This is a genomic window from Saccharothrix coeruleofusca (assembly GCF_014648515.1).
Lineage (GTDB): Bacteria > Actinomycetota > Actinomycetes > Mycobacteriales > Pseudonocardiaceae > Actinosynnema > Actinosynnema coeruleofuscum.
This window is the reverse complement of the sequence record NZ_BMRG01000006.1, coordinates 1-12718: the sequence shown is the minus strand read 5'-3', so window position 1 is coordinate 12718 and position 12718 is coordinate 1. Positions and strand designations below refer to the sequence as shown.

The 12718-nt window shown below is 71.8% G+C and carries 13 protein-coding genes; 3 read left to right on the top strand and 10 right to left on the bottom strand.

Annotated elements, in window-relative coordinates:
- Positions 1-18: 18 nt before the first annotated feature.
- From IEZ00_RS17430 to IEZ00_RS17405, 6 genes are all read right to left on the bottom strand, one after another.
- Entirely contained in the window at positions 19-855 is an 837-nt protein-coding gene (locus tag IEZ00_RS17430) for a TatD family hydrolase (RefSeq protein ID WP_189224332.1), read from the bottom strand.
- Positions 852-2642 carry a methionine--tRNA ligase gene (metG, locus tag IEZ00_RS17425; protein WP_189224331.1) on the bottom strand — a complete coding sequence of 597 codons (1791 nt, stop codon included), beginning with the start codon at positions 2640-2642 and terminating at the stop codon, positions 852-854. The genes IEZ00_RS17430 and metG overlap by 4 nt, the downstream gene beginning before the upstream one ends.
- Positions 2643-2772: 130 nt before the next feature.
- Positions 2773-3210 (bottom strand): Imm1 family immunity protein, encoded by a 438-nt coding sequence (locus IEZ00_RS17420; protein WP_189224330.1) that lies wholly within the window; start codon positions 3208-3210, stop codon positions 2773-2775.
- 32 nt (positions 3211-3242) lie between these two features.
- On the bottom strand, positions 3243-3983 hold the full coding sequence (locus tag IEZ00_RS38370; RefSeq protein WP_506347066.1) for a DddA-like double-stranded DNA deaminase toxin: 741 nt from the start codon (positions 3981-3983) through the stop codon (positions 3243-3245).
- Positions 3984-3990: 7 nt separating this feature from the next.
- A complete protein-coding gene (locus IEZ00_RS17410) occupies positions 3991-4167 on the bottom strand; it encodes a DUF397 domain-containing protein (RefSeq protein WP_189224328.1) in 177 nt (58 codons plus the stop codon).
- Positions 4168-4180: 13 nt separating this feature from the next.
- Complete coding sequence (locus IEZ00_RS17405) at positions 4181-5026, bottom strand: helix-turn-helix domain-containing protein (RefSeq protein WP_189224327.1); 846 nt, start codon at positions 5024-5026, stop codon at positions 4181-4183.
- 88 nt (positions 5027-5114) lie between these two features.
- Between IEZ00_RS17405 and IEZ00_RS17400 the strand changes: the two genes are divergently transcribed.
- On the top strand, positions 5115-5360 hold the full coding sequence (locus tag IEZ00_RS17400; protein WP_189224326.1) for a hypothetical protein: 246 nt from the start codon (positions 5115-5117) through the stop codon (positions 5358-5360).
- A 65-nt stretch (positions 5361-5425) separates the two neighbouring features.
- Here the strand turns inward: IEZ00_RS17400 and rsmI are convergent, their stop codons facing one another.
- Positions 5426-6271, bottom strand: a complete 846-nt coding sequence (gene rsmI / locus IEZ00_RS17395; RefSeq protein WP_189224325.1) for a 16S rRNA (cytidine(1402)-2'-O)-methyltransferase — start codon at positions 6269-6271, stop codon at positions 5426-5428.
- A 24-nt stretch (positions 6272-6295) separates the two neighbouring features.
- Between rsmI and IEZ00_RS17390 the strand changes: the two genes are divergently transcribed.
- Positions 6296-7867: a dolichyl-phosphate-mannose--protein mannosyltransferase gene (locus IEZ00_RS17390; RefSeq protein ID WP_189224324.1), complete on the top strand. Its 1572-nt coding sequence runs from the start codon at positions 6296-6298 to the stop codon at positions 7865-7867.
- Here the strand turns inward: IEZ00_RS17390 and IEZ00_RS17385 are convergent.
- The 3 genes from IEZ00_RS17385 to IEZ00_RS17375 form a co-directional block, all read right to left on the bottom strand.
- The gene (locus IEZ00_RS17385) at positions 7818-9053 is read right to left on the bottom strand and encodes a stress response protein (RefSeq protein WP_189224323.1); all 1236 of its coding nucleotides are present in this window, start codon (positions 9051-9053) and stop codon (positions 7818-7820) included. The two genes, IEZ00_RS17390 and IEZ00_RS17385, sit on opposite strands and share 50 nt — an antisense overlap.
- 142 nt (positions 9054-9195) lie before the next feature.
- A complete protein-coding gene (locus IEZ00_RS17380) occupies positions 9196-11226 on the bottom strand; it encodes a serine/threonine protein kinase (RefSeq protein WP_189224322.1) in 2031 nt (676 codons plus the stop codon).
- A 29-nt stretch (positions 11227-11255) separates the two neighbouring features.
- Positions 11256-11816: a TetR/AcrR family transcriptional regulator gene (locus tag IEZ00_RS17375; protein WP_189224321.1), complete on the bottom strand. Its 561-nt coding sequence runs from the start codon at positions 11814-11816 to the stop codon at positions 11256-11258.
- A 65-nt stretch (positions 11817-11881) separates the two neighbouring features.
- Between IEZ00_RS17375 and IEZ00_RS17370 the strand changes: the two genes are divergently transcribed.
- Positions 11882-12610 carry an SDR family oxidoreductase gene (locus IEZ00_RS17370; RefSeq protein WP_189224320.1) on the top strand — a complete coding sequence of 243 codons (729 nt, stop codon included), beginning with the start codon at positions 11882-11884 and terminating at the stop codon, positions 12608-12610.
- Positions 12611-12718 lie beyond the last annotated feature (108 nt).

The window sequence follows — 12718 nt, the reverse complement described above, 5'->3', positions numbered from 1 at the left end:
CCATTCGTCGTAACGCGGCTACGACCGCGTCGCGTCACCAAGACCGAAGATCCGTTCGGCGTTCCGGGTGACCGCGACCGCGAGATCAGCCACGTCGACCTGACGCAGCGTGGCGATCTCCCGGAGGGTGTAGTTGGCGCAGTAGGGCTCGTTCGGACGCCCCCGAAACGGGTGAGGCGTGAGGAAGGGCGCGTCGGTCTCCACCAGCAGGCGGTCCTCCGGCACCCACGCCACGGCCTCGCGCAGCGCGTGCGCGTTGCGGAACGTGGCCGTGCCCGCGAACGACAGCACGAACCCGCGCTCCACGCACGCGCGCGCGAAGTCGAGGTCGCCGGAGAAGCAGTGGAAGACCACGTCGGCGGGCGCGCCCTCGTCGTCGAGCACCTTGAGGATGTCGTCGTGGGCGTCCCGGTCGTGGATCATCAGCGGCTTGCCCACCCGCTTGGCCAGGTCGACGTGCCACCGGAACGCCTCGTGCTGGGCCTGCTTGGGCGCGTAGTCCCAGTAGTAGTCCAGCCCGGTCTCGCCGACGGCCACCACGCGCGGCTGCGCGGCCAGGGCGCTCAGCTCGGCCTTGTCCGCGTCGCTGAAGTCCGACGTGCGGGTGGGGTGCAGGGCGACGGCGGCGAACACCCGCTCGTCCCAGGTGGCCGCCTCGGCGGCCCACCGGGCGGCGGCCATGTCGTCGGCGACGGTGACCACCCGGTCCACGCCCGCCGCGACCGCCCGGTCCAGCACCTCCCGCACGCCCTCCGGGGTCCGCGCGCCGCACGCGTCGAGGTGGGTGTGGGCGTCGACCACCGGCGCCGGAAGGCGCTCCGGCACCGGCGGTCGCTCGCCCTTGCGGGGAGTCACCTGACGATCGGGGCCCACTCCGGGCCGGTCTCGGCCAGCTCCGGGTCGAGCTTGGCGAACAGCGGGGTCGGCTTGTCCAGCGGGCGGCCCACCTCGATCGGCGTGGACGCCCACCTGGCCTGCTCGCCCGCGTAGTCACCGGTCAGCACCGGGTACTCGCGCTCGGGCACGTCCAGGTCGGTCACCTCGGTGATCCGCGGCTGGGCCGACCACACGCCGGTGCCGCCCAGCAGCTCGTGCACCTTCTGCGCCGAGTGCGGTAGGAACGGCGTGAGCAGCGTGTTCGCGTCCTGCACCACCTGCAACGCGGTGTGCAGCACGGTGTCCCGGCGGGCCGGGTCGTCCTTGAGCTTCCACGGCTCCTGGTCCGACAGGTACCGGTTGGCCGCGCTCACCACCCGCATCGCCTCCGAGGAGGCCGCCTTGAACCGCGACCGGCGCAGGTGCCCGCCCACGGTGTCGAACGCCTTGCGGGACAGCTCCAGCAGCTCCTGGTCGGCGGCGGTCGGCGCGGTCGGCGCGGGCACCGCGCCCACGTTCTTGTGCGCCATCGAGATCGACCGGTTGACCAGGTTGCCCCACTCGTTGGCCAGCTCGAAGTTCGTCCGCCGGACGAACTCGTCCCAGGTGAAGTCGGTGTCCTGGTTCTCAGGGCCCGCCACGGAGATGAAGTAGCGCAGCGCGTCCGGCCCGAACTGGCGCAGGAAGTCGGTCACGTAGATGACCGTGCCGCGCGAGGTGGAGAACTTCGACCCGCTCATGGTCAGGAACTCGCTGGAGACCACCTCGGTGGGCAGGTTCAGCGTGCCGAACGAGCCCGCCTGGCCGCCCCGGTCGCCCGCGCCGTTCTGGCCCAGCAGCAGCGACGGCCAGATCAGCGAGTGGAAGACGATGTTGTCCTTGCCCATGAAGTAGTAGCCCTGGGCGTCGCCGGTCCAGAACTCCTTCCAGGCGTCGTCGTCGCCGCTGCGCCGCGCCCACTCCACGCTGGCGCTCAAGTAGCCGATCACCGCGTCGAACCACACGTAGAACCGCTTCATCGGCTGCTCGCGCCAGCCGTCCAGCGGGATCGGCACACCCCAGTCCAGGTCGCGCGTGATCGCGCGCGGACGCAGGTCGTCCAGCAGGTTCTGGCTGAACTTGAGCACGTTGGGCCGCCACTCGGTGCGGGTCTGCAACCAGGAGCCCAGCGACTCGGTGAACCGCGACAGGTCCAGGAACAGGTGCTCGGTCTCGACGAACTTCGGCGTCTCGCCGTTGATCCGCGAACGCGGGTTCTTCAGGTCGATCGGGTCGAGCTGGTTGCCGCAGTTGTCGCACTGGTCGCCGCGCGCGCCGTCGTAGCCGCAGATCGGGCAGGTGCCCTCGATGTAGCGGTCGGGCAGGGTGCGGCCGGTGGACGGGCTGATCGCGCCCATCTCGGTCTTGGGCACGACGTAGCCGTTGCGCCACAGCGACAGGAACAGCTCCTGCACCACCTGGTAGTGGTTGCCGGTGGTGGTGCGGGTGAACAGGTCGTAGGACAGGCCAAGGCCCTGCAGGTCCTCGGCGATGACGCGGTTGTACTTGTCGGCCAGCTCGCGGGTGGACAGACCCTCCTTCTCGGCCTGCACCGAGATCGGGGTGCCGTGCTCGTCGGTGCCGCTGACCATGAGCACCCGGTGGCCCGACATTCGCATGTAGCGGGAGAAGACGTCGGAGGGGACACCGAATCCGGAGACGTGACCGATGTGGCGGGGGCCGTTGGCGTAAGGCCAGGCCACCGCGGTCAACACGGGGGCACTCATGGGGCAAGCCTACGGAGGCCCGCCCAACGGGTTCCCACTGGCCGCGAGTCCCGCGCCCGAACACCGCGAACCGAGCGCCCAGACACCGCGAACCGCGCGTTCGCGCACCCGTGCGTTCGCATGGACCGGTTCACATCGGCGTGACCGGCCTCAACTCCACCCACTCGACGGCGTCGGGCAGTTCGGCGCTTTCCAGGAACCGGATGAGCACTTCGGTGAACAGCGGCAACGGCAGCCCGCTGGCAGGCGGGTACTCGTCGTGCGAACCGTGGGTGCCCGGTGAGCGCGGATCGCCCTTCGGGTGTCCGGTGAAGCCGTCCGGGTAGCCGTCGGCGACGCCCGCGTAGACGAAGTAGCCCCACCCGTCGCGGACGGCGAGGTGGACCACGTGGTCCGGCACGGGCTCGTCGCCGGTCAGCGGCAGGACCACGGTGGGACGCCCCAGGTGCGTGACGTAGGCGTCGTCCGCGTTCGGGTCGGCCAGCGCCCGCACCAAGTCCCGCACGTCCTCCGGGGTGGTCACCTCCGCCTGACCGGCATCGTCGGGCAGGGCGCGTCCGCGATACACGCGCCAACGGGCTCGCAGAACTGGCGGGGAAGTCATCGTTCGGCTCTTCCTCTCGGGTAGCTCCAGACCTTGCCATCGGGATCGATGACGGTGAGCTTCAGGGCACGGCCGGTGGAGCGGATCAGGTTGCTCAACTGGGAGTCGCACGTGAAAGGCTGGGCCGCATCCGGTGGTGTGCCGCACGGCGGACGCGACAGCACGAGGGTGACCTCTCCACCGACCTGTCCCGTTCCCATCCGGGCCAGCACCATCTGCACCTCGATGTGGGTGGCCAACCTGGTGAGCGCTCTGCCCTGAGGACCTCCGAGGACACGCAAGCGCTGGTACGTCTCCTCGAACCAGGGAGTCGCTTCCCCGCTCTGAAGCTCTTCGACTGACCCGTCGGACCGCACCCACACCCCTCGCGTCCGCGCGCCGGGAGGTGTTCGACCGATGCGCTGCCGAACCGCCGCGATTGCGACCTGATACGGACCGTCCACCGGCCCTGGAGCGGACGTTGGGGAAGCGTCACCCAACAGCGCGACGACTCGACCGAGCACCCCCTCGACTGCGGCGCGCAAGGCGCTCAACCGGCCGACCAGCTCGCCGCCACCCTGTTGAGCCCGCGAGAAGCAGTCCAGTGCCGTGTGCGCTTCCGGCTGGTTGCTCCCGGCGAGAGCGCCAAGTGACTCGACTGCTTCATCGAGCCTGTCCAAACCTTCACATGCCACTTCTCGGGTGCGATCGACCAGCGCCAGAACAGCGCGCAGGGTCGCGGCAGGCGAAGAGGTCATCCGATTCCTAGCGGGTCGTCAACCGCCCCAATAGTGCTCGCCACGCGGTCGAGGAGAACCGCAGGCTCTCAGTCTGGGGGTTCTTCGAGTCCCGCGCCATCACTCCACCAGGTACGAACGCGACCTCGACGCAGTCGCCGTTGTTGGCGCTGTAGCTGCTCTTGAACCACTGGAGACCGGACACGGAAGCCTCCCGGCTAGCTGCCGTTGATCAGACCTTTGACCAACACGAGGGACTGCTGCGGGGACAACGCGACTGACCGCAGGTTGTCCACGGCCATCTTATAAGTGCCCACGTCACCTGGGTCCTGCACGTAGACGGCACCATCGAGCCGTTCGGCGTAAGCAATCGACTGAGCGCGGTCGAATTCCAACACGACGAACTTCCCGGTCGTCGAGGAGTGCGGACCGTCCTCGGGGCGCAGGACCTGGACGGTCACGTTGGGCCGCTTCGCCAGCGTCATCAGGTGCTCGTACTGCCGCTTCCGCACCTCCGGGGTGCCGACGTTCAGCCTGAGCGCCGATTCGCCGATCACCGCGTGCAGTTCCAGCGGCTCGTCCTCGACCAACCGCTTCGCCCGTGCGACGCGGAAGGACACGAACCGCTCGCTGTGGTCCCGACGCACGAAGCCGGTCGCCTCGGTGATCGCCTGCGCGTACTCCTCGGTCTGGAGCAGGCCGGGCAGCACCATCGGCTCGAACACGAACTCCCTCGCGGCGAGCCCTTCCAGCCCCACGAAGGTCTTGAACCAGTCCGGCACGATGTGCGACCAGGGCGCCCACCAGGTCTTGCCCTCGCCGCGCCCGGTCAGCGACGTCAGCCGGTCGATGTCGTGCCGTGGCACCCCGTAGAACTCCAACAGTGCCACGATGTCGTCGGGCATCTGCTGGTAGCGCCCGTTCTCCATGCTGGAGAGCTTGGCCCGCGCGATACCGGTCGCCTCCTGGACCTGCTGAGGGGTGATCGCGGCCTGCTTGCGGTGGTTCGCCAGTTCCACACCGATGAGCCAACGCAGTGCGGAGGGATCGTTCCGAACGGTCATGCCGACAGTTTGGCACTACGTAGCACAAATCGACGTTCACTCAATTGTGTAATTCTAAGCGCGAAACGTTTCGCACTATGGTTACCCCATGAACCCCTTGGACCTGTTGGTCGACCCGCCCCGCCTGTTCGCCATCTACGGCACGAGCAAGTTCGATCCGGACGAGCCGTTCGTCGGTTGGGGACTCGAATTCCCCGACGAGGCCGTGCTGTGGATCAACGGCGCGCACTGGGTCTCCCGGAGCGCGAACTCCCTGTTGAGGACCCGAAGCCTCATCGCCGACGCGCACTTGGCCTATTTGCGGCCCGCAGGCCGCCCGGCGGGCCCCGAATGACGAATTCGTGGTGCGCGAACGTTGAATTCGGGGGTCCTGGGGGTTCGACTCGCCGGGGATGGGGGTCAGGGGGTGGCGACTACGGCGTCGTAGAGGGCCTTCTTGCTCACGCCCGCGGCCTCGGCCACCTCGGCGGCGGCGGACTTGAGCCGCTCGCCGTCGGCCACCCGCTGCTTCACCTCGGCCACCAGCACGTCCATCGACGGGGCGCCGGTGGGCTCGGCCCCGGCCAGCACCACGGTGATCTCCCCGCGCACGCCCTCCTCGGCCCAGTCGGCCAGCTCGCCGAGGCCGCCGCGCCGGACCTCCTCGTAGGTCTTGGTCAGCTCCCGGCACACCGCCGCCCGCCGGTCCGGCCCGAGCACCTGCGCCGCGTCCGCCAGCGTGGCCGCCAGCCGGTGCGGCGACTCGAAGAACACGCACGTGCGCGGCTCGGCGCGCAACGCGGCGAACCAGCGCTGCCGCTCGCCCTGCTTGCGCGGCGGGAACCCCTCGAAGCAGAACCGGTCCGACGGCAACCCCGACACGGCCAGCGCGGTGGTCACCGCCGAAGGGCCGGGCAGGCAGGTCACCGGCAGGTCCTCCGCCACGCAGGCGGCGACCAGCCGGTAGCCGGGGTCGGACACGCTGGGCATCCCGGCGTCGGTGACCAGCAGCACCGTCGCGCCGCCGCGCAGCGACTCCAGCAGGCCGGGCAGCCTGGCGGTCTCCACCTGGTCGTAGAAGCTGACCACCCGGCCCGAGGGGGTCACCTCCAGCGCGGCGGCCAGGGAGCGCAGGCGGCGGGTGTCCTCGGCGGCCACCACGTCGGCGGAGGCCAGCGCCTCGGCCAGGCGCGGCGAGGCGTCCCGGACGTCGCCGAGCGGAGTAGCCGCCAGCACCAAACGGCCTGATCCAGATACAAGGCTCACGCCACTCACCCTACGATCGGCCCCGTGAGCCTGATCGCACCGCAGTCCGCAGACGACGTGGCCGACGTCGGCCAGGTGCCGCCGACCACTCCCCCGCCTGCCAACACCGCAGAGGAACGGGCGCGCGTGCTCGACCCCGGTCCGCTGGACAACCGCCTGCGGGGCTGGCTGGTCACGCTCACGATCGCGCTGATCGGCGGGGTGGTGCGGTTCTGGAACCTGGGGTTCCCGACCGACAAGGGCACCCCGATCTTCGACGAGAAGCACTACGTGCCGCAGGCCGCGCAGGTGCTGCGCAACGGCGGCTACGAGGACAACGCGGGCTACGAGCTGGTGGTGCACCCGCCGCTGGCCAAGCAGCTGATCGCGATCGGCGAGTGGCTGTTCGGCTACGACGCGGTGGGCTGGCGGTTCGTCCCGGCGCTGGCGGGCACGCTGACGATCGTGGTGCTGGTGCGGGTAGCGCGCAGGCTGACCCGGTCGGACCTGCTGGGCGCGCTGGCCGGTGTGCTGCTGATCGCCGACGGCCTGAGCCACGTGCAGTCCCGGATGGGGATGCTGGACGTCTTCCTGACCACGTTCGTGGTGGTGGCGTTCGCCTGCGTGGTGGCCGACCGCGACCTGGTGCGGCGCAGGCTGGCCGTGGCGGTGCGCGAGGGCTGGGTGAACAACTCGCCTTACGGGCCGTGGCTGGGTTTCCGCTGGTGGCGCTTTGGCGCGGGGGTCGCGCTGGGGCTGGCGTGCGCGGTCAAGTGGTCGGGCCTGTGGTACATCGCGGCGTTCGGCCTGATGACGGTGGTGTGGAGCGCCACGGCGCGGCGCGCGGCGGGGGTGGAGCACCCGTGGCGGGGCGCGATCGCCAAGGACGTGCTGCCGTCGCTGTTCGCGCTGGTGGCCATCCCGCTGCTGGTCTACCTGGGCACGTGGTGGGCGTGGTTCGCCAGCGAGACCGCGATCGACCGGCACGTGGCGGGGGTGAAGATCCCGGCGGACGGCTGGCTGCCGGACCCGCTGCGGGCGCTGTGGTACTACAGCGGCAACGTGCTGGAGTTCCACACCAACCTGGTCACCTCGGAGACCAACCGGCACCCGTGGGAGTCCAAGCCCTGGACGTGGCCGATGGGCCTGCGGCCGATGCTGTACTACTTCGAGGGCTCGGTGGCCGGGTGCGGCGCGGCCACCTGCGTGGGCGCGATCATGCTGATCGGCACGCCCGCGATGTGGTGGCTGGCGTTCCCGGTGCTGGCGTGGGCGCTGTGGAAGGCGATCGGGAAGCTGGACTGGCGCTACGCGGCCGTGCTGGTCGGCTACGCCGCCGGTTACCTGCCTTGGTTCACCAACCTGGACCGGCAGATGTACTACTTCTACGCGATGCCGATGGCCCCGTTCCTGGTGCTGGGGCTGACGCTGGCCATGGGCGAGGTCCTCGGCCGGGCCGGGGCCGGTCAGGAGCGGCGCGGCACGGGGCTGCTGGTGGTGTCGCTGTACGTGGGTCTGGTGGTGGCCAACTTCATCTGGCTGTGGCCCATCCTCAACGGCAACCCGATCACCCAGGAGATGTGGGACGCGCAGCGCTGGCTGCCGTCCTGGCGGTGAGCGGCACGCCGGTCCACGGCCGCAGGTCGCGCACCACGTCGCGGTAGAAGGCCGTCACGGCGGCCAGCACGGAACCGGCGAACGCGTCGCGCCCGGCCTCCAGCGGGGTGGACCGGGCGACGCGGAACCCGCGGACCTCCCGCATCGGGTCGGCCACCAGCAGCGCCGGGTCGCGCCGGACCGCGCCCAGGGATTCGGCCGCGCCGCGCCCCCGGCGGGTGAAGGTCTCCAGCAGCACGGTGTCCGGCGCACCGGAGAGCTGCCGCACCAGCCTGCCCACCTTGGTCGACGACCGGCCTTCGGCGGGCCCGTCGAAGTCGACGTGGCAGGTCACCAGGTCGGCGCGCAGGTCGGCGGTGACCCGCAGCGCCCCGACCGCGCCCGCGATGCGCAGCCCGCCCGCCAGCCGCCCCTCGGCGGTCAGCCGGGCGACCTGCGCGGCCACCCGCGACGTCGGGTCGGCCAGTTCCCGGCGGGTCAGCGCCGGGGTGACCCCCACGCCCGCCTCGCGGCCCAGTTCCAGGGCGGATAACCGGAGCAGGGCCTCGAAGCGCAGCACCGCGTCCGAGGCGGCGGGGGTCGGGGGCGGCGTGCCCGCCCGCACGGCCTCGCGCAGCGGCGCCCAGTCCGGCCCCATGTCGTCGAACCGCAGCGTCCCCGAGTCGGGGTGCACGAGGTAGCGGATCAACTCGCCGAGCACCCACGCCTGGGCCGCCTCGGCGTGCTCGCGCCTGCGCACGGCCTCGCACAGGACCTCGCTCCAGGACCAGTGCTGCCGCAGGACCTCCCCCGGTTCGGGCGCGGGCAGCGGGGGCACCTGGTTGGACAGGGTGATCACCGCGTCGAAGCCCTGCTCGCGCGCCACCCGCAGGCAGTCCGCCAGCCGCTGGGCGGGGGTCTCGTCGGCGCCGGTCCGCACGTCGACCAGCGCCGTCCAGCTCCGCCTGCCGCGCACCACCCGCAGGACGCCGTCGACCACGCCGCCGTTGTCGAAGGGCACTTCGGTGTAGGCGCGCACCGGGGCGTCCGGCGCGCCCAGCGGCCGGAGCAGCGCGCGGCCGAAGCCGTCGGCCGCGGACATGACCGCGAGCAGGGCGGAGGCCGCCCGGCGGCGCTGCTCCCCGGCGCGGTCACCGCCCGAGGTGGGGATCAGCCGCGCCGCGTGCCAGTGCTGCTCCGACGACATCGCCACCTCGCTGCACACGTCGGGCCGGGGTCATCGCCTTTGGTCGGAATGGGCGACACCACCGTTACCGGGCTTGTCCGGTTTCACCCGATCGCATGAAGCCGATTGCTCCGGCCCACCGGCCGGGGAGCGACGCCGCCGCTCAGCGCGCGGGACGGGTGGGCGGCTCCGGCCTGCCGATCAGCTGCGTGACCGGCCCCTCCTTGCTCACCCCGGCCTGCATCAGCCAGCCGCTCAGCTCCGCGCGGATGGCGGTCAGGCTGGGCCTGCGCGCCGGGTCCTGGTCCAGCGCCGAGGTCAGCAGCCGGTGGTGGGCGCTGTGCTGGGGCAGCTTCACGCACGGCTCGCCCTGCGCCGCGGCCATCAGCGAGGAGATCGGGTTCTCCCGCTCGCCGCGCGGCGGGTGGCCGGTCAGGGCGTAGCTGACCGTCGCCGCGAGCTGCCAGGCGTCCGAGGCCGGGCTGGCCGCCTCGCCGCGCGCGGTCTCCGGGGCCAGGAAGTCGGGGGTGCCGACCATCATGCCGGTGGCGGTGAGCGTGGAGTCGCCCTTGGCGCGGGCGATGCCGAAGTCGATCAGGTGCGCGGTGCCCTCGCCGTCGACGATCACGTTGGAGGGCTTCACGTCGCGGTGCAGCACGCCCCGGTCGTGCGCGGCGGCCAGCGCGTCGGCCATGTTGACCCACAGCCGGGCGGCCAGGGTGTCGGCCAGCAGGCCGTTCTTGAGCACCACCTCGGACAGCGACTGGCCGTCGATGTACTCCATGACGATGGCCAGGCCGTCCGGGTCCTGCACGATGTCGAACACGCGCACGCAGTTCGGGTGGCGCACGGCGGCCAGCGCCCGCGCCTCGCGCAGCATCCGCTGCTCGGTGTCGTTGTCCGGGGCGTGCGCCAGCTTCACCGCGACCGTGCGGTCGAGCTGGGTGTCCACGGCCAGCCACACCGTGCCGAACCCGCCCCGGCCCAGCTGCCGGACGCGCCGGAACCGCCCGCCCGCCGGGTTCCACACCTTGCCCGGCTCGGGCGCGGTCGGCACCGGGGCGGAGCCGGAGGCCGCCCCGCCCAGGCCGAACGGCAGGGGGCCGGGCGTGTCGGCCAGCTTGGCGGGCGGCGACGTCGGCTCCACGCGCATCGGCTTCGGCTCGACCGGGCGAGGCTCCACCGGGCGCGAGTCGGCGACTCGCGTCGGCGGGTACTGGTGCGGCGGCTGGTAGGGCGGCACCGGCCGGTACGGCGGGCTCTGCGCGGGCTGGTAGGGCGGCGGCTTCTGCGTGCTGTGCGGCGCGCTGTGGCCCGCGCTCAGGGCTGGGTTCGGGGTTGCGCTGTGGGATGTGCTGGGGGATGTGCTGTGGGGTGCGCTGTGGGGTGCGCTGTGGGGCGCGCTGTGGGGCGCCGAGTGGTGCGTCGCGGCGGCGGGAGGCGGCACCTGCTTGGGCTCCGACTTGGGCGCGGGCCCCTGGGACGGCTGGAGCGGCGCGCGGGACGCCGCCGGTTGGGCGGCGGGGGTGCCGCGGTCGCGGCCGGGGCGGTTCAGCATGGCCGTAGTCAACCCGAAAACCCGCACCACCAGGGAGCCCACCAGCGCGACCGGGAAGAACCCGAGCAGCAGGTGGCCCAGCAGCGTCACGGGCAGCAGCGAGGTCGCCGCGAGCAGCACCAGGAACGGCGGCCAGAACACCCGGCGCGGCCAGTTCGGGCCCAGCCGGAACGCCGAGCCCGCCTGCATCATGACGAAGACCAGGCACAGCAGCGCCAGCCCGGCCGTGCCGCACGCGGCGATCAGGAACAGCACTCTGCCGCCGGTGAAGGCGTCCAGCGCCGAGGGGGCCTCGACCAGGTACTCGGCTTGCGTGATGGGGCCGCACGGACTGCTGTCCAGCGACCTCATCTCCCACAGCGCGCGTCGCGACAACAACTTGTAGGTGTTGGTGAACAGCAGCCAGGGCAGCACGAGCGTGCTGCTCACCCCGAGCACCGCGAAGATCGCGCCGGTGACCGGCCCGTAGGAGTTGCCGACGACGCGCCGCACGGTGATGGCCAGCAGCGCCGCCAGTGTCGGCAGGGTGCCGATCAGGGCGCCGAGCGCGGTGCTGGTCCAAGCCCAGTCACCGGGGCAGAGGGAGATCCCGGACCAGCCGTGCAGCCACTCCAGCAACGACCCGGCCAGCTCCACGAAACTCCACCACCCCTTCTGATCGCCTCTCAGGGTACGGGTGCGGGCCACGCGGACAGGGCCGCCTCGGCGACGTCGGCGAGTTCCGCCTCGGTCGCCCCGTCGCGGGCCAGGTCGGACATGCCGCGCATGACCGCGGAGACCAGCAGCGCCAGCGCGTGCGGGTCGGCGGTGCCGGGCAGCGCGCCGCCGCGCACGTCGTGGCGGATCTTCTCCTCCACCATCGCGGCCGTCGCGCGGCGCTGCTCGGCCAGTTCGGGCGCGTGCAGGACCAGGCAGCCCGGCGGCCTGCCCGGCCGGGTGTACTCGACGGCGGCCTCGCGCAGCAGCCTGCGGATTGCCAGGCGGGAGGTCGGTTCCTCGTGCAGCGCGGCGACGATGAACCCGCCGTAGGCCGCGGTGTAGTGCCGGACGGCCTCGTCGAACAGCGCGCGCTTGTCGCCGAACGCGGCGTAGAGGCTGGGCGGGTTGACGCCGGTGAGCGCGGTCAGGTCGGCCACCGAGGTCGCGGCGAACCCGTCGCGCCAGAAGGCCATGGTGATCCGGTCGAGCACTTCGTCCCGGTCGAACGCCCTCCTGCGACCAGCCATGGCGCGATTTTATAACGACCGCTACAGTGCCAATTTGTAGCGACCACTACAGATTGGGGGATCCCATGCTCACCGGCAGGACAGCGCTGGTCACGGGCGCGAGCAGGGGCATCGGCCGGGCCATCGCGCGACGCCTGGCCCGCGACGGCGCGACCGTCGTGGTGCACTACGCGCGCGACGACGCGGCGGCGAAGGAGGTCGTCGAGTCGATCCGGGCCGACGGCGGCGCGGCCGGCGCGGTGCGCGCCGAGTTGCCCGACGAGCTGGACGACCTGGTGCGGGCGCTGCCCGACGAGCTGGACATCGTGGTCAACAACGCGGGCGTCGTCGCGCGCGGAACGATCGAGCAGATTCACCCGGACGAGTTCGACCGGGTGTTCACCACCAACGTCCGCGCCCCGTTCCTCCTGGTCCAACGCCTGCTGCCCCGGCTGCGCGACGGCGGCCGGATCATCAACATCTCCTCCGGGGTGACACGGGCCGTCAACCCCGAGCTCATCGCCTACGCCATGACCAAGGGCGCGCTGGACACGTTCAGCAAGACCCTGGCCCAGCACCTCGGCCCGCGCGGCATCACGGTGAACACCGTCGCGCCGGGAGCGGTGGACACCGACATGAACGCGGACTGGCTGCGCGACAACCCCGACAGCCAGGCCGCCGTGTCCGCGCAGAACGCCCTCGGCCGCGTCGGCACGCCGACCGACGTCGCCGACGTGGTGGCGTTCCTGGCGTCGGAGGACTCCCGCTGGATCACCGCCAACTGGCTGGACGCCACCGGCGGCGGCAGGCTGTGACGGCCTCGCGGGAGGGCGGACGCCCTCCCGCGCCTAGATCAGGCTCAGCTGCGTGCCCCGCTTCTTCCGCTTCGGCGGCACCTCGCCCACCCGCTCGAACCCCGACTT